This is a genomic window from Adhaeribacter rhizoryzae, assembly GCF_008629685.1.
GTDB lineage: Bacteria > Bacteroidota > Bacteroidia > Cytophagales > Hymenobacteraceae > Adhaeribacter > Adhaeribacter rhizoryzae.
Window position 1 is genome coordinate 306,313 of the sequence record NZ_VWSF01000004.1, and the last position, 23,788, is coordinate 330,100.

Consider the following 23,788-nt stretch of genomic DNA (forward strand, 5'->3'; position numbering starts at 1 on the left):
TTAACTTGCAGAAATTAACAAAACCGAACAACCCGGCTGGCTGGTTCTGCAAAACTTTACCGGAAGCCAATTTTCGATTTCATAAACAAAAGCATGTCAGATTACAACTTTAGTCAGATAGAGAAAAAGTGGCAGCAAACCTGGGCCCAGCAGCAAACCTTTAAAACCACTACCGATAACAGCAAACCCAAGTACTACGTGCTGGATATGTTCCCGTACCCCTCGGGAGCCGGCTTACACGTAGGGCACCCACTGGGTTATATAGCTTCGGATATTATGGCCCGCTACAAAAGGCAGCGGGGCTTTAACGTGCTGCACCCTATGGGTTTCGATGCTTTTGGACTACCGGCCGAGCAGTACGCCATTCAAACCGGTCAGCACCCGGCTATTACCACCAAAGAAAATATTGCCCGTTACAAAGAGCAGTTAAGCAGCCTGGGTTTTTCTTACGACTGGAGCCGCGAAGTGCGCACCTCCGACCCGGATTATTATAAGTGGACCCAGTGGATATTTCTGAAACTATACGATGCCTGGTATAACCAGGAAACTGATAAAGCCGAACCGATTGCTACGCTGGTAGCTAAGTTCGAGCAAAACGGAACTGATGGTGTAAAAGCCGCCTGCGACGAAGAGGAGCGCACTTTCTTTACGGCCGATGAGTGGAAAGCGATGACCGAAAAACAACAATCGGATGTGTTGCTGCAATACCGGTTAGCCTTTTTATCGGAAGCTACTGTAAACTGGTGCCCGGCTTTGGGTACGGTTTTGGCCAACGACGAAGTAAAAGACGGCGTGAGCGAACGCGGTGGTTACCCCGTAGAACGCAAAAAAATGCAGCAGTGGAGCTTACGCATTACGGCCTATGCCGAACGTTTGCTAAACGATATTGAAAGCCTGGACTGGACCGAGGCTATTAAAGAAATGCAACGTAACTGGATTGGTAAATCTTTAGGCGCGGAGCTGAACTTTAAAGTAAAAGATTCGGAACGGCAACTAAAAGTATTTACCACCCGGGCCGATACCATTTACGGTGTTACCTACCTGGCCATTGCCCCCGAACACGAATGGGTGCCGGAATTAACTTCTCCGGAGCAGCGCCAGGCGGTAGAAGAATACGTGAGCACCGCCAAAAACCGCTCGGAGCGCGACCGCATGAGCGATGTAAAAACCATTAGCGGCGTATTTACCGGTTCGTACGTACTGAACCCGCTGAACGGCGAAGAAATTCCGCTGTGGGTGGCCGATTACGTACTAGCCGGCTATGGTACTGGTGTGGTAATGGCCGTACCCGCCAGCGATATTCGTGACTTTAATTTCGCAAAACACTTTAATTTGCCCATTGTGCCGGTTATCGAAGGCTCTAATATTGACGAGGTGTACGAAGCCAAAGAAGGCAAAATGATTAATTCGGACTTCCTGAACGGCCTGGAAGTAAAAGACGCTTTAGTAGCCGCCACCGCTAAGTTCGAAGAAATGGGCATTGGCCAGGGCAAGGTAAATTACCGGATGCGCGATGCCATATTCGGCCGCCAGCGCTACTGGGGCGAACCCATTCCAATATATTACAAAGACGGCATTCCGCAACCATTGCCGGAATCGGAGCTGCAGTTGGTTTTACCCGAAATTGATGCTTACCTGCCCACCGAAACCGGCGAACCGCCTTTGGGCCGCGCCAAAGATTGGAAGTACAAAGGGGAATATCCCTACGAACTAAGCACCATGCCAGGCTGGGCGGGGTCCAGTTGGTATTATTTGCGCTACATGTCGCCGGATAACCAGGAAGCATTTGTTACGCCCGAAGACGAGCAATACTGGCAGAACGTAGATTTATATATTGGTGGCTCGGAGCACGCTACCGGTCACTTGTTATATTCCCGCTTCTGGTACAAGTTCCTGCACGATTTAGGTTTGGTTTCGCAAGTGGAGCCTTTCCGGAAGTTAATAAACCAGGGAATGATCCAAGGTGTTTCTAGCTTTGTCTATGCTAATGTATATGGATATACTGGCGATGATATGAAATCTAACAATATGGTTTATATTTTCTCATCGAAGCCTTATGAGAAAAACTCAGAGCGAATAATTAATATTAATGGTGAAGCTAAAAAGTATTTTCTATTAAATGATTATAAACTTAGGGTGCCAATAGATTTTGTTAATTTAGATGGGACAATATCTAAGGATAATCAAATAAAGTATCAAGAGGACCCCTTATTTATAGAATATTCAAAACAACTAGGAGTTCCTATTATTATTTGGGAAAGTGATAATATGCCGCTTGCTCAAGAAATTGAGAAGATGTCCAAATCTAAGCGAAACGTAGTAAATCCAGATGATATTATAAGTCGCGTGGGCGCCGATACGCTGCGGATGTACGAGATGTTTTTGGGCCCGCTGGAGCAATTTAAGCCCTGGAATACCAACGGCATCGACGGGGTGCATAAATTCCTGAAGCGTTACTGGAAATTATTCTTCGATAGCAACGGCAATTTCTTGGTTTCAGATGATCAGCCAACACCGGCCGAATTGAAAACGCTGCACAAAACCATTAAAAAGGTAGAGGAAGATATGGAGCGTTTATCGTTTAACACTTCCGTAAGTACCTTTATGATTTGCGTGAACGAATTAATTACCCTGAAGTGTAACAAACGGGCGATTCTGGAACCGCTTACCGTAATATTGGCCCCTTACGCGCCGCACATCACCGAAGAAATCTGGTCGTTGCTGGGCCACGCCGAAAGCATTGCGTACGAGCCTTTCCCAACCTGGGAAGAAAAATATTTAACCGAAAGCACTTTCGAATACCCAATTTCGGTAAATGGTAAGATGCGAGGTAAACTGGCTTTCCCAACGGATAAACCTAAAGAAGAAATCGAAAAAGAAGTAATTTCTTCGGGCGTAATTGATAAATATTTAGAAGGCAAAGCGCCGAAAAAAATAATTGTGGTACCTAATAAAATTGTAAACGTAGTAGTTTAATTAATACTGTTATTAGCATCTAGCGTTTAAAATATTGCAGTCATGTTGAGCCTGTCGAAATAGCTAAAATGCTGTTATAGATCCTTCGGCAAGCTCAGGATGACCAAAATTTGCTTTTAAAGCAATAAAATAATTACAACCAAACACCCTCTCACGGCGGTCATTCTGAAAGAATCTTATTAGCAAGTAGCCAATTAGATTCTTTCAGAATGACCGTGGTGGGTGGTACAGCCTTTACTTTATTTGAAAGTGCAGTTTTCATTTGATATTGGTATATCACTTACAAAAAACAAGAAAGCCGCTTACTTTAAGCGGCTTTCTTGTTATATAGGCTAACCAGGTAAACACAACCCAAAGTAAAGAATATTTAAACTTTGTTTTTCCGTCCGGAATAAAATAATGTAAAGAGTACAGCCACAAAACCAACTGCACAAACGGCCATTACAATCTGGTAAAAAGAATCATTAGAATTTCCGGCTTTATACCAGTTAGCAAAACCAACTGCGGCAAAAAACACCAATTGCAATATTCTGACCAGCAGCACCTTTTTATTCATACCAAATTTTATTAAGCTGGAGTATCTAACGGCGGTTCGTCGTGTAGGGTAATGGCTAACTTCTGCGCCCGGGTTAGTTTGGCATACACCAGGTAGTACGACTGATCAATCCATTGCTTTAAAACCAAATCCGGAATATTATTGTGCACCCGAATGGTATTCCAATGTTTTTTATCCATGTGGTAACCCGGTTGTACCGCCTCATATTGCTCCCGCAACTGTACCGCCACTTCCGGATCGCATTTCAGGTTAATGCTTTCAAAAGTATTAATATTGGTTAAAGCAAAAATCCGGCCGCCTACTTTAAACACCAGGGTGTCTACTCCAAAGGGTGTTTCTTCGGTCACCCCCGGCTTTGCAAGGCAATATTCCCGAAATTCTTCGATGTGCATTATAATACGTGGCGGAAAATTAGAATAAACAGCGCCACCAAAAACATCAGCATCGACAATTTATTAATAAAATGCATGCTGCGCAGGTTAAAATTTGTTTTCCGCTTGGGATCTTTTTTCCGGAAAAAATAAGTTGCTACTTCCGAAAAATCAAAAAGTCCTTTCATACCCGAATATTTATAGATGTAAATTAATCTCTAGTTAATATAATCAAAAACGATTGTTCTATTTAGAGAACATGTAAGTAAGTAAAGAAGTTTGGTAAAGTAAAGCCTTATTGCTGATATTTACAGCTATTTAATAACTGTAATGGCAGTAAATAAAAGTGTTTTAGTTAGGTAATATTACCGGCTTACCGGAATATTTAATCTATTTTCCATTGCCACTTTTCTTCCTGCCAGAACAGCCAGGGAGCAATTTGATTTTTAGCTTTCGGCAATAAAATTAGAACGGCACCAGCCGGCTGCACGTCTGCTCCGGCGGGCAAAACGTTTTCGGTTTTCCAGGTTTGTAGCCAGTTCCAATCTTCGGTGCCCAAAGTGTTTTGTTGTCCGGCGCCAAATATTTCGGGCTGCTCTTTCTGTTGCCGCAAAACCATTAAGCCGGTTTTACTAGTTGCGCTTTCCTTTATTAGAATAGCAATATCCAAAAAACCATCTTTATCAAAATCGGCTTGCAGGTAAAAAGGATTAATCTGGAAGTTGTATTCGTACTTCTCTTTAAAGTTTTCTGCTTCTAATATGGCCCAGGTCCATTTGGGTAATTCTACTGGAACAGCCTTTGTAACCACCGGATTAGAATTCTTCGGTTCAGAGCAGTTAAATAATAAAAGCACCGGTAAAAAGAACAAAACTGTTGTTTTGGCTTTTAACGGTGCTTTCATCAGTATAAATATTAATAAATTTTTTAGCCTACTTCCTGCTCCAGAAACACAGGTTCAATCCATTTGCCGTCTTCCCGAATTAGCTGTATTAATTCATCTACGGCATTGTCTTCGGGAACCGCTTTTTTAATAACGTTTTGGCCGCGGTACAAGGCAATTTTGCCTTTGCCTACTCCTACGTAACCATAATCTGCATCGGCCATTTCCCCGGGACCGTTTACAATACAACCCATAATGCCAATCTTTACGCCCTTCAGGTGGTCGGTGCGTTTCCGAATCATGGCGGTGGTTTCCTGTAAATCAAACAAGGTGCGGCCGCAGCTCGGGCAACTAATATATTCGGTTTTGCTCATGCGCGTACGCGCCGCCTGCAAAATGCCGAAGCTTAATTTATTTAAATTATCCAGCAAGCTCAACCACTCGGTTTTACTTTTTTCGGGTAATAATTCGGTGCTGAGTACCACGCCATCGCCTAAGCCATCCAGTAACAAACCACCCACATCGGTAGAGGCATATAACTGCGTTTGCTCCAGGCTCATTTCGGAATATTGCCGGTTTATTATTACCGGATTCGCTACGCCATTATTCATCAGCCGGAAAAAAGCTTTCCGCAACTCGGCCATAGCGTGTTTGTTTTCGGTGTATAAGATAATTACCGCAGTTTTATCTGCGCGCAGTTGGGCAACAGCCTCGTTGGTTAAGGAATTAATATTCTGAAAAACAAAATTCTGTTCCGGGTGGCGCGGCCCGGTATTAGCATACTCGGTTTGGGTTAAAACCGGGTAATGCTCCTGGCGCTGACCGCCGGCTAACCAAGCAGCATAATCAACTACTTCTTTCAGGCCGTTGGGCAACATAAAAGCAATGGGGTTACTTCCGGTATAAATATAATCAGCGCCCAAGTCGTTCATGTTAAACTTATCCAGCAACATCGAGTACAAGTGGCCCACGCATTTCAGATCAGCATATTGCACATTGGTCAGGCGGTTAAGGTCGGCCATTACCCGCGGCACATTTTGACCGCCCAGGTTACCAACTTCAAAAGTTTCGCGGCGATGATATTGGAACGGATTAATGGGCACGTTGCAGATAGGCTTAATTTCGGCGTGACCAGTCCGGTTAGTGTACCTATCAATAAGCATGCGGGCAACCGGCGCTTCAAACTCCGGGGCTTCGGTTAAGGAAACCCGTACGGTATCGCCAATGCCGTCTTCCAATAAAGTACCTATACCCACCGCCGATTTAATGCGGCCATCTTCTCCTTCGCCGGCTTCGGTAACACCTAAATGAAACGGGTAAGGCTGCAAACCTTCTTCGGCTAGTTTTTGCGCAAGCAAACGGTAAGCTTGCACCATTACCTGCGTATTGCTCGCCTTCATCGATAAAACAATATCGTAATAATTTAGGTCTTCGCAGATGCGCAAGAATTCCAAGGCACTTTCAACCATTCCTAGCGGAGTATCGCCGTAACGGCTTAATATTCTGTCGGATAAAGAGCCGTGGTTGGTGCCGATGCGCATAGCGGTGCCGTACTCTTTACAGATTTTTACCAGCGGTACAAACCGTTCGCGTATCCGGTCTAACTCAGCCTGGTAGGTTATATCGGTATATTCAATTACTTCAAATTTCTTTTTATCGGCGTAATTACCGGGGTTAATCCGCACTTTTTCTACAATCCGGGCGGCCAGTTCAGCAGCGTTCGGCGTAAAATGAATATCGGCAATTAGAGGCACGTTGTAACCCCGGCGGCGCAGTTCGGCTTTAATATGGCGGAGGTTTTCTGCTTCTTTCACGCTTGGCGCGGTAATGCGCACGTACTCGCAGCCGGCCTCTACCATTCTAATGGTCTGCTCCACCGATCCCAGAGTATCCATGGTGTCAACAGTAGTCATCGATTGTACCCGAATGGGGTTTTTGCCGCCCACAGCCACCTCGCCAATGGCAACTTCGCGGGTTTCCCGCCGGATATATTGGGTAAGGCTCGGACAATATTGTAAGTTCATAGGAATACGAGTAGGATCTAATTCTTAACTAAAATCAGGCCAGGTTTGTTCGGCTTGCTGGCTGTAAAATTAAAACCAATTTATTGAATTAAGGCTATTTAACCGTTGTTTTAACAATATAAGCGTTCTTAATTAGATTAATGAAAGCAGATTAATTAAACTGGAAAGGTTTTTGCTTTACTTGTAAATAAGATGGGGAATTTTACACAAATGGTTAATAAATACTTAAGTAATGGTTTTCGGGAGCGTATTCAAAGCCAGGCCGAGCAATTTGGCCTAAAAGGAAAACAGGCTTTTGATATTATTGCGTTAACTTCTAGTACTGTAAAAGAAATATTACAGGCCGAACTGAAGAATGGTAATTACAATGGAGTAGTTACTTTCTTAAAAAGTAAGCCCGGGCAAATTGGTACCAACCTGTTGGTAGATAAAATAATGCAGCGGTTAGTTAGCCGCTTAATATTGCGTTTTGGCTTACCTGGCGGCGCAGCTTTAAATATTGCTACCTTATTATTGCCTTTTATTTTGAAAAGAATTGGCAAAAAAGCTTTAACAACCGGCAAGGTGCAGGATTTGTTAAACTCACTCGGCGTAACCAGCCAACTGGAAAAATTGAATATCCTGAAAAATCAGGTTAAAGATAAGTTTACACCAGGCAAAGCAGCCTGATAAAAGAGTGTTGTAATTTTAATGTTTAGGTTTAAGTTTATAAAAAAGGCTCCGGTATCGGAGCCTTCTTTATTTTTATACAATGTTGCTTACTAGTGGGTAAACAGCATTTCGCGGTATTTTACCAATGGCCAATCTTCGTCGTCGACCATTAATTCTAATTTATCTACGCTGTAACGAATGGTATCGAAGTAAGGTCTTACCTCGTCGCAGTACATGATAGCGCGATCGCGGGTATTTTCTACTTTGTTCGCTACTTTGCGCCGCTCAACCATTTCTTCTACGTTTTTCTTGATGATAGAAACGTGTTTCGAAATATCTTTGATGGTATCTAAAGTCGCGTTGGTAAATTCTTCTTCCAGACCCAGTTCGCGTAAACCTTTAATATTGGTAATAAGTTTGTTTTGGTAAGCAACTGCAGTCGGAATAATATGGTTCAGCGCCAGGTCGCCTAATACGCGGCCTTCAATCTGAATTTTCTTAATATATTCTTCCAGCAATATTTCGTGCCGGGCGTGCAGCTCTACTTTGGTATAAACACCTAAACGGGTAAATAATTCTTCGGCTTGTTTTGTAACCAGGAAGTCTAAAGCTTGCGGCGTAGTTTTTACGTTTGATAAACCACGACGTTCGGCTTCTTCTTCCCACTCTTTAGAGTAACCGTTTCCTTCGAACCGGATTGGTTTAGATGCTTTTAAATATTCCCGGATTACATCAATAATGGCAACTTCTTTCTTTTTACCTTTTTCAATCTGGGCATCTACCACATTCTTAAACTCAATCAGCTGGTCGGCCACAATAGCGTTCAGAATAGTCATGGCCGAAGAACTGTTGGCCGAAGAACCTACTGCGCGGAACTCAAATTTATTACCGGTAAAGGCAAAAGGCGAAGTCCGGTTACGGTCGGTGTTGTCCAGTAATATTTCCGGGATTTTATCAATACCCAGTTTCAGGTACATGTTATCGCCTTTGTCAATAGCAATAGAAGAATTATTTTCTAACTCCTCGCATACTTCTGTTAATTGCGAACCAATGAAAGCCGAAATAATTGCGGGTGGCGCTTCGTTGGCACCTAAACGGTGGTCGTTGCTGGCCGATGCAATACTGGCACGTAATAAATCGGCGTTTTTATGTACGGCCATTAAAGTAGTGGCAAAGAACGCTAAGAATTGTAAATTTTCTTTCGGACGTTTGCCCGGCGCTAATAAATTTACCCCAGTGTCGGTAGACATTGCCCAGTTGTTGTGCTTACCGCTACCGTTTACGCCGGCAAATGGTTTTTCGTGCAGCAACACCTTAAAGTTGTGGCGCTCGGCAACTTTGCTCATCAGGTCCATCAACAATTGGTTGTGGTCTACGGCTAAGTTTGCATCTTCAAAAGTAGGCGCGCACTCGTACTGGTTAGGCGCTACCTCGTTGTGGCGAGTCCGTAAAGGAATGCCTAATTTATGCGCTTCCTGCTCAAAATCAACCATAAAGTTGTGCACCCGGGTAGGAATAGAACCAAAATAATGATCCTCTAACTGCTGGCCTTTGGCCGGTGAATGACCAAATAAAGTGCGGCCGGTCATTACTAAGTCTGGGCGGGCAGCGTACAGGGCCTTATCAATTAAGAAATATTCTTGTTCAATACCCAAAGTAGCGCTTACTTTGGTTACATCGCGGTCGAAATATTGGCATACTTCTACAGCAGCCGATTCCAGGGCCACTAAAGTTTTAAGCAAAGGCGCTTTATAATCCAGGGCCTCGCCGGTGTACGCTACAAAAATAGTAGGAATACAAAGGGTTTTGGCACCGGCAATTTCAATAATAAAAGCAGGTGAAGTTGGGTCCCAGGCCGTATAACCGCGGGCTTCAAAGGTATTGCGGATACCACCGTTCGGGAAAGAAGAAGCATCTGGCTCTTGTTGTACCAGGGCCGAACCTTTGAAATTTTCAATGGCCTGGCCATCGCTGTTTAAATCAAAAAAGCTATCGTGTTTTTCGGCGGTTGCGCCGGTTAATGGCTGAAACCAATGCGTATAGTGGGTAGCACCTTTCGATAAAGCCCAGGTTTTCATGGCGGCTGCTACCGCATCGGCCACATTACGCTCTACTTTGGTGCCGTGCTTAATAGCAGAAGTAAGTTTTTTAAAATATTCGCTCGACATGGTAGTGCGCATGGCTTCCAGGCCAAATACGTTTTTACCATAATAATCAGAAATTTTGGGGGCGGGAGCTATCACTTCAACGGGCTGACGGCTTTCAGCTACCTCAAGTGCTCTAAAACGAAGTACTGCCATAGTTTTTAATACAGTTTTTTTAATAGGTTTGCCAAAGGTAATAATTGTTTTAATTTTCATAACAAATACCTTTAATTTTTTTACCAATTCTGTAAAAATTTAGCAAAACTTTAAATTTACCCTTTTATAAAAGAGCATCATTGCTAAAAATTTATCTAATTTCGGGTAAAAGGGTTTAAATTAAGGATGTCTGCCCAAGCCATTCACTAAGCTTATACTTTTAGTTATTGAAACTACCTTAAAGTATATTTGCGGCATGAATAACAAGTGGTTTTTGCACGCAAGGTATTTTTTAACCTGGATATTCTTTTTTATTGGAGCCAAAGCATTTTTTTTGCTCTATCATTTCTCCCGCAGCAGTAAGTTATCCGGAACAGAAGTTTCTAAAATATTTATATACGGCTTAAGAATGGATATTTCTTTTGCCGGCTACCTGAGCATTATTCCGTTTTTACTTTTGCTGGTAAAAGCATTTTTTCCGCAGCTTAACATTTTAAAGCCAATTAAATATTATACCTGGTTTTTCATCGTATTAATTGCGCTGCTAACAACCGTTGATTTGGAATTGTATAATGCCTGGGGATTCCGGCTGGATGCCACTCCCCTGCAATATTTAGCTACGCCCACCGAAATGGCAGCTTCGTCCGGGAATGCACCGGTACTATTATTAGTGGGTTTGTTCTTATTACTGAGCTTGCTGGGCTTTGTTTTATTACGCAAATTGGTTCCGGCCATCATTTTTGGTGCGAAAAGTCAATTATTCTTTATTATCTGGTCGGTGTGGTGGTTTGCTTTTTTAATTGTGCCCATCCGGGGTGGTTTGCAGCACATTCCTATTAACCAAAGCGATGTATATTTTTCCGATAATATTTTCGCGAACCACGCGGCCGTTAATTTGCCCTGGAATGTTATGTACTCCTTAAGTAAAAGGAACTACGAAAACCAAAACCCTTACGAATATTTTCCGGATTCTACCGCACAACGGCTCGTATCGGAATTATATAAAACGCCTAAAACTACCGCCTTACCTAAAGTACTGCATAAGCAGCAGCCCAATGTATTATTTATTATCCTGGAAAGTTATACAGCCAAAGTAGTAGGCTGCCTGGGAGCAGGTGAACTGAGCGCCACGCCAAACTTAGATAAGTTGGCCCAAGAAGGCATTTTATTTAATAATATTTACGCGAGCGGCGACCGGAGCGAAAAAGGATTGGTGGCTTTACTCAGCAGCTACCCGGTGCAAACAACTACCTCTATCGTGAAAACGCCCCGTAAAACCGAGCACCTCCCCCACTTAAACCACGTACTGGAAGCGCAAGGTTACCGCAGCCGTTTTTATTACGGTGGCGAACTGGCCTTTGCCAACATCAAATCTTATTTATTAAACGCCGGCTACGACCACCTGATTAGTAAATTCGATTTTGAAGCCAAAGATTATAACTCCAAGTGGGGCGTACACGACCATGTGCTGCTACAAAGGGTACTTCAGGATTTAAAAGAAGAAAAGCAACCTTTTTTTACCACCGTATTCACGCTCAGCAGCCACGAGCCTTACGATGTTCCGATGCCGGCTAAATTTAAAGGTGCCGATGAAACCACCCGTTTCCGGAATTCTGTTTATTACACCGATTATGCGCTTGGGCAGTTTGTAGAAGCAGCAAAAAAAGAACCCTGGTGGCAAAATACGCTGGTAATATTAGCCGCCGACCACGGACATCGTTTCCCAGGCGATGACCCGAATGACGCACCCAGTAAGTTCCGGATACCTTTTATTTTAACGGGCGGGGCCATCGCTATGCAAAATCAGGTTATTTCCAAAGTAGGCTCCCAAACCGATATTGTACCAACCGTACTCGCGCAATTAAATTTACATGAAGCCAATTACCAGTGGAGTAAAAATTTATTAGATCCGCAGACCCAGGATTTTGCCTTTTATGTGTTTAACGATGGTTTCGGGTACATTACCCCCCAGGGAGCCGTAACCTTTGATAACGTAGCCAAAAAAATAATCCGGAAAGATGCGCAGGTATCCCCCAAACAAATTGATTACGGAAAAGCTTACATGCAACTATCTTTCAAAGATTTTTTAGCTAAATAGAATTTAGCGATTTGAAACTGCTAACATAAAAGTTTTTTGCAGTCCGGACGGGACTCGAACCTGCGAACTGTCCATTAACAGGGTGCATTTTAAATGATATCATTATCAAATTAATACTCCTTATTTAAAATAAAGCAAAGGCCATACCACCCACCGCCATCATTCTGAAAGAATCTTACTGGTGGCCTGCTAATAAGATTCTTTCAGAATGACGGCGGTGAGCAGGGACTTTTGAGAAAATATGTACAAGAAGGTTAAAGCGCCATTTAAATTTAAATAAGAGTAATAATATTACCAATCTAAGGTTTAAAATAATTAAAAATTATGTAGAGCTATTATTTAAGGTAAGTATTTCTATTAGGCAGTATAATGCATTGTTAATCTTGCGGCTATACACGTTAATATTAAATAGAATAACCTGATGCTTATCGCTTTTGCTTAGATTTTTGTATCTTTGCGGCCTTATGAAAAAAGTGGCTTTTTATACGTTGGGTTGTAAGCTTAATTTCTCCGAAACCTCTACCATTTCCAGGCTTTTCCAGGAAAGAGGTTATCAGAAAGTAGCTTTTGAAGATACGCCGGATATTTATGTTATTAATACTTGTTCGGTAACGGATAATGCCGATAAAAAATGCCGCAAGGTAGTTAAAGAAGCTTTAAAGCATTCGCCGGAAGCATTTATTACCATTGTGGGTTGCTACGCCCAGTTAAAACCGCAGGAAATTGCCGAAATACCAGGGGTACACGCCGTACTAGGTGCCGCCGAAAAATTCCGGCTGGTAGATATGCTGGATGGCTTTGTGAAACCGAAGAAGGCGCAGGTGTATGCCAGTGCCATTAGTGAAGCCAATACATTCCATACCGCTTATTCTTTCGGCGACCGTACCCGCACGTTTTTAAAAGTACAGGATGGCTGCGATTATTCCTGTACGTTTTGCACCATACCACTGGCCCGCGGCAAAAGCCGGAGCAATTCTATTGCCGAAGTAATAAAAGCCGCCGAAGAAATTGCCCAAACCGAAGTGAAAGAAGTGGTGCTCACCGGCGTAAACCTCGGCGATTTTGGGATTCAGGCTGGTTTAGGCCGCCAGGAAAATTTCTACGAACTAGTTCAGGAATTGGATAAAATAGCGGGCATTAACCGCTTCCGGATTTCTTCTATCGAGCCTAACTTGCTTACCGATGATATTATCCGGTTTGTAGCAAGTTCGCAAAAATTCATGCCGCACTTTCATATTCCGCTCCAGTCGGGCTCTAACAAAATATTAAAATTAATGCGCCGCCGGTATTTGCGCGAGGTGTATGCCAGCCGGGTACAAACCATTAAAAGCTTAATGCCGCATTGCTGTATTGGGGTTGATGTTATTGTGGGATTCCCCGGCGAAACGGAAGAAGACTTTTTAGAAACTTATAATTTCCTAAACGAACTCGAAGTAAGTTATTTGCACGTATTCCCGTATTCGGAGCGCGATAATACGCGCGCTATATCCTTACCAGGCGCTGTACCGCAGAAAGAGCGCAACCTCCGGGCCGATATGCTGCGCATATTATCGGAGAAAAAGAAACGGCTTTTTTACGAACAAAATGTAAATACCCAAGCCACCGTCTTGTTTGAAGCCGATATTCAGAATGGGTTAATGGAAGGTTTTACGGAAAATTACGTGCGGGTAGTAGCCAAATACGATCCGTTGCTCGTTAACGAAACCAAACACGTGCGTTTAACCCGCCTTAACGAAAAAGGTCTGATGGAAGTAGAAGAAGCATTTTTAGAAGTATTGCAGCATTAATGCTTAAAAATCAAATAATTAAATTATTAATCTGTAATACAAAGTCACATCAAATTGCCTGTTAATCTATAATATCATCTATAGATTTATTTTTATCAGAAGTAAACCGTTGGTGATGATATGCCTCCAACTTCTTTAAAATCCGGAGCAACTGCTGCTTTTCTGTAATATCTAAATTTCGGCTTAAGATGCGCGAAACTTTCCGGAACTGACCCAACGAAGAGAATAAAGTTGCTTTCCCGGCTTCGTTAATCGCTAAAAATATTCTTCTTTTATCTATTTCGTCGCGGGTTTCGGTTACCCAACCCCGCCGGATAAGCCGCTTAATAATTTCGGTACCAGACGGAATATCGTGCATGTTTTTTAAAATCAAGGCCGATTTGGTCATGCTGCCGCCATCGAGCAAATGCATTAAATAACCAAAATCGTCTAGCGATACAAAACTGGTTTGGTGTAAAGCTTTTTTTATGTAAAACTTGGTGTAGCGGTTTAGCATCGAAAAGTAACGGGCAATTTCGCCTTCCAACGCTTCCTCCGGACTGGTTGGTGGCAATGCCTCCGTTGCTTGCTTCAACCGTTCGCCCAGCCATTTCTGAAAATCAGGTAAATTTCCGCTTGCTGCACCTTGTTCCTGCTCATATTGTTCGAGCCAGGGCAACAGGTCTTGTAATAAATTATATTTATAAGCGGACATAGTATTTTAGGTTGACTTTAAAGTTGAAGCAAAAATTATTCAAAAGGATTATCCTGATTTTCATCCTTAAAACAATTACCTAAGTATTATGTTACTATAATGTTTTAATATGATAACATAAGAAATGAGGATAATTCTTTTACTCTGCTTTTTTTTACCAGGGTTTGTTTTGGCCCAAACGGGTGTAATTACGGGTACCGTGCGAGATGTAAATACCCAGGAGCCATTAATTGGCGTAACCATTCAGTTAACTAATACCCAATTAGGTGCGGTAAGTAACGAAAGCGGACGGTACCGCCTGGAGAATATTCCGTTGGGCAGCTATACAGTGCAAAGTTCTTATTTGGGTTACCAAGCACAAAGCAAATTTAATATTAACGTTACGGCCGGTAACGCCCAAATTGTAAACTTTGAACTAGCGCCGGCTGCAAATAAATTACAGGAAGTAGAAATTACCGCTAACCGGCGCCAAAGTGCTGCTGTAGCCGATTTAATAACGCCGCTATCGGTGCAAAGCCTGAGTACCGAAGAAATCAGGAGCAACCCTGGTGGAAATTTTGATATTTCGAAAGTAGTGCAGGTGTTGCCGGGTGTGGCCACCAGCGGTACCGGCGGGGGTAGCCGCAACGATTTAATAATCAGGGGTGGCGCGCCCAGCGAAAACGTTTATTACCTCGATGGCATTGAAATTCCGCTGATTAACCATTTTACTACCCAAGGCAGCGCGGGCGGTGCTACGGGTATTCTCAACGTATCGTTTATCGAAGACATGAAAGTAAGTTCATCGGCTTTTGATGCGCGTTACGATAATGCCCTGGCCTCAGTGTTTCAGTTCCGGCAGCGCTATGGTAATCCCGAGCGTTTTTCCGGTAACATCCGGTTAAGCGGTTCTGAATTTTCCACTACGTTCGAAGGGCCTATTTCGCCCAAAACAACTTACCTGGTATCGGCGCGGCGCTCTTATTTACAATTTTTGTTTAAACTGCTCGATTTACCTATCCGGCCTAATTACTGGGATTTTCAGTACAAAGTAGATCATAAACTAGACGATAAAACTTCGCTTACCTTCCTGGGCGTGGGGGCCATAGATGAGTTTTCCTTTGGCGTACCGCGCAACAGCACTCCCGAAAACGAATATATTTTGCGTTCTATTCCGCTGAATAACCAATGGAATTATACCACCGGCGTAGCGGCCAAAAGATTAATAAACGACGGCTACATAAATTTAGCTTTGAGCCGGAATGCCTTTAACATAGACCTGGAAAAATTTGAAGACGCGCAGAACAACAACAATGCTTTGCGCACTTTAAAATCGAACTCGCGCGAAACTGAAAATAAATTGCGGCTGGATGTAAATAAATTCCAGAATGGATTTAAATATGCTTATGGTGTATCTGGTCAGTTTGTGCAGTTTAAGAACAATGTATTTAACGTAATCAGGCCGGAACTGCGCGACGACCAGGGCAATTTGGTGCAGCCCGGCCTAACGGTTAATTACAATACCAACCTCGATTTTTTCCGTTACGGAGCTTTCGGCCAGGTTTCCAGATCAATTTTAAACGATAAACTGGGTTTATCTTTCGGTATTCGCTCAGATCTGAATTCATTTACCGAAGAAGGCCGGAATCCGCTTAAAACGCTTTCGCCCCGGGGTGCCATTTCGTACGTGTTATCCGATAAATGGACGCTGAATGCTTCGTCGGGTATTTATTACAAATTACCGACTTACACGGTGCTGGGCTTCCAACAAAATAATCAGTATTTAAATAAAACGGCCGATTACATTAAATCGATTCATTATGTGTTGGGTACCGAATATTTGCCTCGCCCCGATTTGCGTTTTACTTTAGAAGGTTTTTATAAAGATTACAACCAGTATCCGGTTTCTATACGCGATGGCATTTCGCTGGCCAACCAGGGCGGCGATTTTGGTTCTATCGGCAACGAAGCGGTTAACACCAATGGCGAGGGCCGCGCTTACGGCCTTGAATTTTACCTCCAGAAAAAACTTACCAAATCTGTTTTCTCAGTACTTTCTTATACTTACGTGGTAAGCGAATTTGCTGGTACCAACGGGCAATATATTTCCAGTTCCTGGGATTACCGTCACTTGATTTCGGGGTTATTGGGTAAAAAATTGCCGCGCAACTGGGAATTTGGCGCGAAATACCGCTACGCCGGCGGCGCGCCTACCACGCCTTTCGATTTAGAAGCTTCGCAGCGGAATTATGGAGCCTTAGGGGTAGGCATTCTGGATTATTCGCGCCTAAATTCTGAGCGGTTGCGCTCTTTCAGTCAGTTGGATGTGCGTCTGGATAAAAAATGGAACTTCAACCGTATTACCCTGGATTTGTTCCTGGATATTGCCAACGTGTTGGGCAGCAAAACACCCGGCTACGATCGTTATACATTTCAACGCAACACCGGGAACAACGGCTTTGCCACTACCGATGGCGGACTTTTGCGCGAAGACGGCAGCAACGCCATTCCGCTTATCTTGAATAACGACGATGGCAACCTGGTACCAACTTTAGGCTTTATCCTGGAGTTTTAATTGTTATTAAGCAGCGGATTATTTTTGTTTATTCTAAACTAAACAGCACTGAAGAGAACTAATATATTCATCATTTAAGGAAAATATTAGTTCTCTTTTTTTATATTGCTAAAGTCATTTCGTATTGCTGCAAAAAAGCGGTAAGCCCAATATCCTCCAGAAAATTCAGCGTTGATTCACTTTTCTCGTCTACATTAATAACCGAGAGCGGAACAGTTTTACCGGCGGCCAATTTCTGGAACAAGTGTAACCCCAAGCCTTGTCGGCGATAAGCCGGTGCAATGGCAAACTGGGCCATCCGGTTGGTATTTTCATGAATAGCGCCGTACCCAACTAAGTTATTTTTATAGTATATGCCCGCTAGCTGGGTAAATTGCCTAATGCGCTGTATAGCTGCAAAATTATATCCCCAGGAAGGTTTACAATCCCAGAATGATTCGGCTAATTCCCAATCCAGATCGATTACTTCCCGGTAAATAAATCCGGTTGGTAACGAAGGAAAAGCTTTCATATTTAATTCACCTTTGTAGCTTTCCAGGGTGCGGGCAATGTTAAACCCAATAGCTTTATAAGTTTTAAGGGCTACGAGGTTGCGGGTAACTACCTCCAGCAAACATTGTTTTACGCCCGCCGCTTTTAATTGGGGTATACTGTAAGCATATAATTGCTGAGTAAGTTTTTGACCGCGATAATCCGGAATTACCCCAGTGCCGCCATTATACGCCGTTAGTGCTCCTTCCCACGGACCTAATCCCTGCAAAATAAAACCCACCAATTTATCGCCATCGAAAGCACCCACCGAATGTTCCAGATGTATTCCGTCGCGGGTGAGTTTTTCTATGAGCTGTACTTCCGTAAAATGCATCGGAATTACATAATCCGAGAAAGCCAGGTTAAAGGTATCGGCAATAATTTGTAAAGACGTGTGCTGTAAAGTACCGAAATGCATAAGTTAATTTTGCGGCAAATATCTTAAATTTTGCTTTGCCAAAATAACCCGGTAAGCATAAATAATTAGCGCCGCACAGCCGGCTGCACAGGTAAAGGAGCTTCCGTTTTTTTCTTTTGCGGCAGCCAATACCTTATGCCAAAAGATAAGCTCATGAGGCTGGGAAAACCCGGTATAAAAGTAGTAGAAAATTCGTATTGCTCGTTTAAGGCCAGGTTATACTCAAACTCGCCGGCATACGGAATAAATTTATATTGATATTTGACATCTTGCCCGCCTTTGAAAAAACCGGAATCTTCGTAATTATCCAGTTCGTACCAATTGCGGCGGTAAACCAAAGTAGGTCCAAAACCGCCATTAAGCGAATGCTTGCCTTTTTTAAATATTACCCACCGCACCCCCAAATGCGTAAAGCCACCGAGTTGCGCCGCGCAATCGGAATAAACGGCCTGAATAGCTTTCAGCGAAAATTTATCTGGTTTCAGGAAATGTTCGTAGCCCAGCGTACCACCCAAATTAAAAACAAAATAGCCTTTTTTATCGGGGTTCAGCGGCATTAAAGGGGCATTTACATCGCCTTTGGGATGCAGGCTTAAACCAAAAAATTTAAGATTTAAATTACTTTGTGCCTCAACTTGCCCGGCAATTAATAAAGCTAGCAACGTAAATAAAAAATATTTAACTATAGGCAAATTGGTAAACATGTATTTGCAGGTAATCTTTTGAGCACGAATAAATTAATCGTGGTCTTTTAAACGAGAACTTTTAAAACAACTTTGGTTAAAGAAGGTTTGCTGTACCAGCATAATTTTCTATCCTGTTATTCGGCAATTAGTAAAAGAAAGTTAATACTACTAGCAATAGTTTAAGCACGACTATTATATGAATGCCAACAAATTTAGGTTAATACTTGTATAAGAAGTAATACAGCTAACTTTATACCGAACAGCTAGCATAAACTAACTGCGGATTCTTAAAATTGTTTTGGTTTTAACTTTTGGGCGGATAGAACTGCTATTTCGTCTATACGTTTCTGCCTGGTTTCGGGTCGTTTGGCCATAACGAGCCATTGCAACATACTTTTCCGAACAGACTTGCTTAAACTTAGAAAATAATCTTTTGAACCGGTATGTATTTGAAAAGCTTTTTCCAGATCCGGGGGAATAATTAATTCTTCTACCTCATCTAATATTGTCCAGGAGCCGTTTTGTTTGGCAATTTCAATGCTTTCGTAACCGGCTGGTGTAATTAGTCCTTCGTCGGTTAATCGCTTTATCTTTTCTTTGTTTATCTTCGACCAAACACTTTTGGGTTTCCGTTTAGTAAAGAATTGCATGAAACGTTCTGCATCCAAAGGTTTTGCCTTGCTGTCTATCCAGCCAAAACAAAGCGCTTCGTCCACGGCTTCGCTCCAGGAGATTGTGAAATTGCCAGACTTCTTTTTATAATAAATAAGCCAGACTGCCTGCTTTGAGTAATGGTTTTCTTCTAACCAGGATCGCCATTCTTGCTGGTTCACCGGACAAATAGTTTCTACTTTCTTTTCGGTCTTAATCTCCATTATTTCATAATAAATAGCGCTTATTTCTTGTACAGCAACATAGTTAACTCATTAATTTGAGACAACTGTTTATCGGCAGTAACAAGCGGAAGATTTGAATATAAAGCGGAAGCAACAACAATTGCATCTGGTAATTTTATCTTGTAATTTTTTCGCAATGAGATTACAAGCCGTTTTATTTCTGCATTGATGTCGATAATGGTTGCTTCATTTATAAGCTCCTGAATAATTTTAAGGTCGCTTTCAGCTAATACTTTATAGCCCAGCAATTCTAATTCAGTAACAAATGAAATGGCGATGTGCTTTCCATCAAGTAGTTCAGCAACTGTTTCATCACCGGAGATGAGGTATAGCAAAATGTTAGTATCAACAAAAAGGCTATTACCACTCATTCCTAAAATTCTTCTGAATGGTGAGCGGCTCTTTTTCTAACTTAACTTTACCACAATATTTAAAGGCATTTAATCCTTTTTTAATTTTAATGCTTTCAAGTGCTTTTTGAATAATAATTTTATCTGCCCCTTTTTTTATTACAGTTACCATATTGCATTTACTAATTGTAAACAGTAGATAAATATAGGGATTTTTACAGTCCTATTTTGATTTTGTTCTATCTTACCTCTATTACTGGATATATAAATTTATTCCGTTAACCCTAAAAACTTCCTCTTACAGTAAGGCTAAAGTTGCGACCCGGCGCACTAATGGTAGAGGCAAAAACCCGGTAATGTTTATCCAGAATATTTTCCAGAGCAGCTTGAAGTTGAATATATTTATGTACCTGGTAGGCCGTCCGGAGGTTAAGTGTGTACCAGGCCGGCATACCGGTAGGCGTGGCAAAAGCAAAATTATCTTCGCCTAATAAATTGTAGTGGCGCAAAGCTTTGGCGCCGTTGTATTGGGCAAAAAACTCGCCCTGAAACTTATTTAATTTTAAGTTTACGGCAGTGCGGCCAAAAACCGGCGGAATATGATCCAAAGGATAATCGGTTGAATCGGTTTGGATGCGGCCAAAAGTATAATTGAGGCTGCTGGTTAAAGAAACGGCGGCGGAAATATCGGCTACTAAATTGCCGCTAAAGCCATAAACATAAGCTTTCTGGGCGTTTACATTGGTTAAAACCCGGCTTAACTGGTTGTTGTAATTTATTTGGGTTTCGTTGTTAAAAGCGCCGGGTTGGGTAGTAATGGCTTGCCGATACCAAGTGTAATAACCCGTACCTTCTACCCGCACCCGCTGGTTAAAACCTTTAGTTAAAGTTAATTCCGCATTGTAGGTATATTCGGGTTTTAAATTGGGGTTAGGTACAATAACAGTACCCGGTACACTCTCAAATACTTTGCTTAAATCATCTACATTAGGTGCCCGGAAACCACTGGAAACTAAACCAGCCAGCCGCCATTCTTTGCCGGGTAAAAACGTGAGGCCCAGGTTGCCATTTAACGCGCCGTTTTGCTGGGTTACATCATCGAAAGGAAACGGGAAAAAGGTTTTATCTTTAAAGTTAGCCGTTAATTTTACCTGGCTGTAGCGCAAGCCATCGTGCAGAATAAATTTGGGCGAAGCTTCGTACGCGTGCGTAATATAGGCCGCTACCGACGACATAGTTGAACCACCATCCGGGTAGCGGGTATCCAGCGGGCTGGTTTCGGAGGTATTTACGTTATATTTGAAAGCACTGGATTGAACAGTATTGTGGTTGCCTTCTACGCCGTAACGGAACTCGTTCTTGCCGGTATCTTTTTCAAAATCCCAATTAAACGAATAAATATCCACGGCTTCTAGGCGGTTGTTCCGGAATACATTATTCAAATCGCGGTCCATGCGGCTTTCCGCAATGTGCTGGTAAGCGGCTGTTAAACGGGAGTTGTCGTAAAAAGCGCCGGCACCTTTTTTATCTAAAGTATAAGCGGTTAATAATCTTTTCTGCGGACCATAATACCATTCGGCAAAGCGAGGTTTGCCGTTCCGGAGCAAAGTAAGCCTATCAAAACGCGGAATATCAGTGGTAGTGGAATATTGAATATTCAGCAGGTGGCTAATATTTTCAGAAGGTTGATATTTTATTTTCTGAAGAATGTCGTACTGGCGGTAACCCGATGGCCGGAGTTGATTGGGATTAGCATTCCGGAATATACTATCCTGGTTATTTACCCGCTGCACATAAAAAGTTCGCAGGCCATTGGCTTCGTTAAATTTATTGCGGCGTTTACCTTGGCGCAAATCTGAAAAATTTGTATAAGTAAAACTCGACAGGAAGCCAATTTTGCGGAAGCCCAGGTTTACATCGACGTGAATTGTTTTTTCGTTGGCTGCCGTGGCGTAGCGGCTAAATGCATTTACCTGAATATTTTTGCTTTTTTCGGTAGTGGCTAATATTGGATTACGGGTATAAAAATGCATCACGCCACCCAAAGCATCGCTGCCGTACACCACCGAGCCCGGACCAAAAACTACTTCTGCCCTATCCAGCACAGCATTGTCTAAAGTAATTACATTTTGCAAATGGCCGGCCCGGTAAATGGCATTATTCATCCGGACACCATCCACTACCAGCAAAACTTTATTGGCTTCAAAACCCCTAATAATGGGGCTGCCGCCACCTAACTGGCTTTTTTGCACCAAAATATTGCCCGTTTGCGCCAGCACATCGGCCGTAGTAGCCTGACTCATAAATTTTAATTCGCGGGCGTTTATTACCTGAATTTGCTGCGGCACTTCTTCCCGCTTTTCATTAAACTTACTCGCCGAAACCACTACTTCATTTAAAGAATAGCTACTGGGGGTTAAGGCCACCGTAAAATTCATCTGCGCAACGGCCGCATACGCCAGGGTAAGCGTACGGTAACCTACGAGGCTGAAATTTATTTCATTGACCGCTTTAAATTCCGAAATGTCAGCTTTTCCTTTGGCATTTGTAGTAGCGGTGATTTTACCATCCGGACTGATTAAGTTTACCAAGGCAACAGGTTGCTCAGTTGTTTTATCGACAACGGTAATAATTTGGGCTTGTAGGCCAGCAACCAGCAACAACCAGAAAAATATAGTTAATAAAAATATTCGCAACGGCAGGTAGGTATAAGTTCTTAAGCTAAACAATAGCATATTTTAATAAACGGAATAGTTAATGCCAGTTTTGATCTGGTTGGGTTTGCAAACGTTTGGCCGCCTTAATTACATCCTGCAATTCCACGGGGTCGCTAAACGGATTTGTATCCAGTTCGGTAACCCGGTTTAATTCTTTTTGCCACCGCCGCAGTTCCTGTACATAAGGCTGGTGTAATATTCTTTTCAGGTTTTCGCCTTCGGGATGCAAATCGCAAATACCGTTGTGCAGCCACGCGCCAGTGTGCCAGTCGGGCATATCTACAGCCGGAAACAGGCAAATACCATGTAAGTCAATCCCTAAGTTTACGGCTGCCAGTGATTCTTCTATTACGTCTTTCAGCCAGGCTGCGCGCCCGCCTTCCATGCCGCTGGTTTCCCCAATAATCATGGGTCGTTCATAGCGTTCCCAAACTAGTTTTAGTAATTCGCACAGCGGTTTAATCCGGTCATCGTGCGGTTCGAGGGCGGCATGTGGGCCGTGTTCGCGGTACTCCATTTGCCCGAAAGAATAATTATTAGCCCCTACTATATCCAGAATTTCGGGTGAACCGCCCAGTTCCGGATGTTTCTTTCCGGCCAGAATATCCCAGGCCAAAAAGGTATCTACGTACGTTTCGTGGTAAGCTGCCGGAATTTGATCAGGGCGATCCAAGGGGGCTACTACCTGTACCAAGGGATCGATATGGACCATACGGGCTTCCGGAATTACTTCCCGGATAGCTTTAACGCCGGCAATAGCGGCCTGGCACAAACTTAACCGCAATTGAAACCGATCGGTTTTCGTATTTTTAAAAGGAGCTACCCAACCCCACTCGCCGCCGGCAAATGAGAAAAAAGTTATTTCGTTAATGGGCGTAAAAAAGTGCTGGCCCGGTAAACGCGCGGTTACGTAAGCCGCTGCGGCCCGGCAATAATCTGCAAAGCGGCGGGTAAATTCATCTGTGTAAGGAGCTAAATCATCGGGGTAGCCGTAGTGGCACAAATCCCAGATGGGCATTATTTGGGCTTCGGCCATGGCTGCTAAAAAAGGATCGATGCAGGAGAAATCGTAACTGCCAGCTTTATCTACCAGGGGCCAGGGTATGCCTTCGCGGGCAACGGCTATGCCCAAAGAGCGCAACATCTGGTAATCTTCGCGAGCGTACAGGTGGTGCTGGGTTTCGCAGGTCAGATTGCGGCGGCCCTGGTCTTTCCAGACAAAAGTTGAACACTCAAAACCCGAAATAAAGAAAGTAGGAAATATACCGGGTTTTTCAGCCATAAGAAGTTAATTAT

The 23,788-nt window shown here is 43.0% G+C and carries 19 protein-coding genes; 5 read left to right on the top strand and 14 right to left on the bottom strand.

Features of this window, described 5'->3' with window-relative positions:
- Positions 1–93: 93 nt before the first annotated feature.
- Positions 94–2,976 (top strand): leucine--tRNA ligase, encoded by a 2,883-nt coding sequence (locus tag F0145_RS08225; RefSeq protein WP_150087830.1) that lies wholly within the window; start codon positions 94–96, stop codon positions 2,974–2,976.
- 367 nt (positions 2,977–3,343) lie between these two features.
- Here F0145_RS08225 and F0145_RS08230 read toward each other — a convergent pair whose 3' ends face one another.
- From F0145_RS08230 to ispG, 5 genes are all read right to left on the bottom strand, one after another.
- Complete coding sequence (locus tag F0145_RS08230) at positions 3,344–3,532, bottom strand: hypothetical protein (protein WP_150087831.1); 189 nt, start codon at positions 3,530–3,532, stop codon at positions 3,344–3,346.
- An 11-nt stretch (positions 3,533–3,543) separates the two neighbouring features.
- The gene (locus F0145_RS08235; RefSeq protein WP_150087832.1) at positions 3,544–3,924 is read right to left on the bottom strand and encodes an MmcQ/YjbR family DNA-binding protein; all 381 of its coding nucleotides are present in this window, start codon (positions 3,922–3,924) and stop codon (positions 3,544–3,546) included.
- Positions 3,924–4,091: a DUF6728 family protein gene (locus F0145_RS26140; RefSeq protein WP_190277495.1), complete on the bottom strand. Its 168-nt coding sequence runs from the start codon at positions 4,089–4,091 to the stop codon at positions 3,924–3,926. The genes F0145_RS08235 and F0145_RS26140 overlap by 1 nt, the downstream gene beginning before the upstream one ends.
- A 197-nt stretch (positions 4,092–4,288) precedes the next feature.
- Positions 4,289–4,807, bottom strand: a complete 519-nt coding sequence (locus tag F0145_RS08240) for a hypothetical protein (protein WP_150087833.1) — start codon at positions 4,805–4,807, stop codon at positions 4,289–4,291.
- A gap of 23 nt (positions 4,808–4,830) precedes the next feature.
- Positions 4,831–6,810: a (E)-4-hydroxy-3-methylbut-2-enyl-diphosphate synthase gene (gene ispG / locus F0145_RS08245; RefSeq protein WP_150087834.1), complete on the bottom strand. Its 1,980-nt coding sequence runs from the start codon at positions 6,808–6,810 to the stop codon at positions 4,831–4,833.
- Between the two features lie 210 nt (positions 6,811–7,020).
- On the opposite strand from ispG, the gene F0145_RS08250 reads away from it, so the two are divergent.
- Positions 7,021–7,479, top strand: a complete 459-nt coding sequence (locus F0145_RS08250; RefSeq protein ID WP_150087835.1) for a hypothetical protein — start codon at positions 7,021–7,023, stop codon at positions 7,477–7,479.
- A gap of 92 nt (positions 7,480–7,571) precedes the next feature.
- On the opposite strand, the gene F0145_RS08255 is transcribed toward F0145_RS08250, so the two are convergent.
- Positions 7,572–9,761, bottom strand: a complete 2,190-nt coding sequence (locus tag F0145_RS08255; RefSeq protein ID WP_150087836.1) for a glutamine synthetase III family protein — start codon at positions 9,759–9,761, stop codon at positions 7,572–7,574.
- A 256-nt stretch (positions 9,762–10,017) separates the two neighbouring features.
- Here F0145_RS08255 and F0145_RS08260 point away from each other — a divergent pair, with 256 nt between their 5' ends.
- Positions 10,018–11,859: an LTA synthase family protein gene (locus F0145_RS08260; RefSeq protein ID WP_150087837.1), complete on the top strand. Its 1,842-nt coding sequence runs from the start codon at positions 10,018–10,020 to the stop codon at positions 11,857–11,859.
- Between the two features lie 464 nt (positions 11,860–12,323).
- Positions 12,324–13,646, top strand: coding sequence for a tRNA (N(6)-L-threonylcarbamoyladenosine(37)-C(2))-methylthiotransferase MtaB (mtaB, locus tag F0145_RS08265; protein ID WP_150087838.1), 1,323 nt, complete (start codon positions 12,324–12,326; stop codon positions 13,644–13,646).
- Positions 13,647–13,707: 61 nt separating this feature from the next.
- Here the strand turns inward: mtaB and F0145_RS08270 are convergent, their stop codons facing one another.
- Entirely contained in the window at positions 13,708–14,340 is a 633-nt protein-coding gene (locus tag F0145_RS08270) for a MarR family winged helix-turn-helix transcriptional regulator (protein ID WP_150087839.1), read from the bottom strand.
- Positions 14,341–14,464: 124 nt separating this feature from the next.
- On the opposite strand from F0145_RS08270, the gene F0145_RS08275 reads away from it, so the two are divergent.
- The gene (locus tag F0145_RS08275) at positions 14,465–16,894 is read left to right on the top strand and encodes a TonB-dependent receptor (protein WP_150087840.1); all 2,430 of its coding nucleotides are present in this window, start codon (positions 14,465–14,467) and stop codon (positions 16,892–16,894) included.
- A gap of 100 nt (positions 16,895–16,994) precedes the next feature.
- Here F0145_RS08275 and F0145_RS08280 read toward each other — a convergent pair whose 3' ends face one another.
- From F0145_RS08280 to F0145_RS08305, 7 genes are all read right to left on the bottom strand, one after another.
- On the bottom strand, positions 16,995–17,843 hold the full coding sequence (locus F0145_RS08280) for a GNAT family N-acetyltransferase (protein ID WP_150087841.1): 849 nt from the start codon (positions 17,841–17,843) through the stop codon (positions 16,995–16,997).
- Positions 17,844–17,908: 65 nt separating this feature from the next.
- Complete coding sequence (locus tag F0145_RS08285; protein ID WP_223815893.1) at positions 17,909–18,547, bottom strand: hypothetical protein; 639 nt, start codon at positions 18,545–18,547, stop codon at positions 17,909–17,911.
- A 269-nt stretch (positions 18,548–18,816) separates the two neighbouring features.
- Positions 18,817–19,404, bottom strand: coding sequence for a YdeI/OmpD-associated family protein (locus F0145_RS08290; RefSeq protein WP_150087842.1), 588 nt, complete (start codon positions 19,402–19,404; stop codon positions 18,817–18,819).
- Between the two features lie 20 nt (positions 19,405–19,424).
- A complete protein-coding gene (locus F0145_RS08295) occupies positions 19,425–19,796 on the bottom strand; it encodes a type II toxin-antitoxin system VapC family toxin (RefSeq protein WP_150087843.1) in 372 nt (123 codons plus the stop codon).
- Positions 19,786–19,947 (bottom strand): hypothetical protein, encoded by a 162-nt coding sequence (locus F0145_RS26145; RefSeq protein ID WP_190277496.1) that lies wholly within the window; start codon positions 19,945–19,947, stop codon positions 19,786–19,788. The genes F0145_RS08295 and F0145_RS26145 overlap by 11 nt, the downstream gene beginning before the upstream one ends.
- Positions 19,948–20,059: 112 nt before the next feature.
- On the bottom strand, positions 20,060–22,510 hold the full coding sequence (locus tag F0145_RS08300) for a TonB-dependent receptor (protein ID WP_150087844.1): 2,451 nt from the start codon (positions 22,508–22,510) through the stop codon (positions 20,060–20,062).
- Positions 22,511–22,529: 19 nt separating this feature from the next.
- Positions 22,530–23,774, bottom strand: coding sequence for a family 1 glycosylhydrolase (locus F0145_RS08305; protein ID WP_150087845.1), 1,245 nt, complete (start codon positions 23,772–23,774; stop codon positions 22,530–22,532).
- Positions 23,775–23,788: the final 14 nt, after the last annotated feature.

Excerpts from the sequence above, each read along its gene's own strand:
- F0145_RS08255 (WP_150087836.1), bottom strand. The coding sequence starts at position 9,761 with ATGGCAGTACTTCGTTTTAGAGCACTTGAGGTAGCTGAAAGCCGTCAG.
- F0145_RS08300 (WP_150087844.1), bottom strand. The coding sequence starts at position 22,510 with ATGCTATTGTTTAGCTTAAGAACTTATACCTACCTGCCGTTGCGAATA.
- F0145_RS08225 (WP_150087830.1), top strand. The coding sequence starts at position 94 with ATGTCAGATTACAACTTTAGTCAGATAGAGAAAAAGTGGCAGCAAACC.
- F0145_RS26140 (WP_190277495.1), bottom strand. The coding sequence starts at position 4,091 with ATGAAAGGACTTTTTGATTTTTCGGAAGTAGCAACTTATTTTTTCCGG.
- F0145_RS08240 (WP_150087833.1), bottom strand. The coding sequence starts at position 4,807 with ATGAAAGCACCGTTAAAAGCCAAAACAACAGTTTTGTTCTTTTTACCG.
- F0145_RS08290 (WP_150087842.1), bottom strand. The coding sequence starts at position 19,404 with ATGGAGATTAAGACCGAAAAGAAAGTAGAAACTATTTGTCCGGTGAAC.
- F0145_RS08305 (WP_150087845.1), bottom strand. The coding sequence starts at position 23,774 with ATGGCTGAAAAACCCGGTATATTTCCTACTTTCTTTATTTCGGGTTTT.
- F0145_RS08280 (WP_150087841.1), bottom strand. The coding sequence starts at position 17,843 with ATGCATTTCGGTACTTTACAGCACACGTCTTTACAAATTATTGCCGAT.
- F0145_RS08295 (WP_150087843.1), bottom strand. The coding sequence starts at position 19,796 with ATGAGTGGTAATAGCCTTTTTGTTGATACTAACATTTTGCTATACCTC.
- mtaB (WP_150087838.1), top strand. The coding sequence starts at position 12,324 with ATGAAAAAAGTGGCTTTTTATACGTTGGGTTGTAAGCTTAATTTCTCC.
- F0145_RS26145 (WP_190277496.1), bottom strand. The coding sequence starts at position 19,947 with ATGGTAACTGTAATAAAAAAAGGGGCAGATAAAATTATTATTCAAAAA.
- F0145_RS08285 (WP_223815893.1), bottom strand. The coding sequence starts at position 18,547 with ATGTTTACCAATTTGCCTATAGTTAAATATTTTTTATTTACGTTGCTA.
- F0145_RS08270 (WP_150087839.1), bottom strand. The coding sequence starts at position 14,340 with ATGTCCGCTTATAAATATAATTTATTACAAGACCTGTTGCCCTGGCTC.
- F0145_RS08275 (WP_150087840.1), top strand. The coding sequence starts at position 14,465 with ATGAGGATAATTCTTTTACTCTGCTTTTTTTTACCAGGGTTTGTTTTG.
- F0145_RS08250 (WP_150087835.1), top strand. The coding sequence starts at position 7,021 with ATGGTTAATAAATACTTAAGTAATGGTTTTCGGGAGCGTATTCAAAGC.
- ispG (WP_150087834.1), bottom strand. The coding sequence starts at position 6,810 with ATGAACTTACAATATTGTCCGAGCCTTACCCAATATATCCGGCGGGAA.
- F0145_RS08230 (WP_150087831.1), bottom strand. The coding sequence starts at position 3,532 with ATGAATAAAAAGGTGCTGCTGGTCAGAATATTGCAATTGGTGTTTTTT.
- F0145_RS08260 (WP_150087837.1), top strand. The coding sequence starts at position 10,018 with ATGAATAACAAGTGGTTTTTGCACGCAAGGTATTTTTTAACCTGGATA.
- F0145_RS08235 (WP_150087832.1), bottom strand. The coding sequence starts at position 3,924 with ATGCACATCGAAGAATTTCGGGAATATTGCCTTGCAAAGCCGGGGGTG.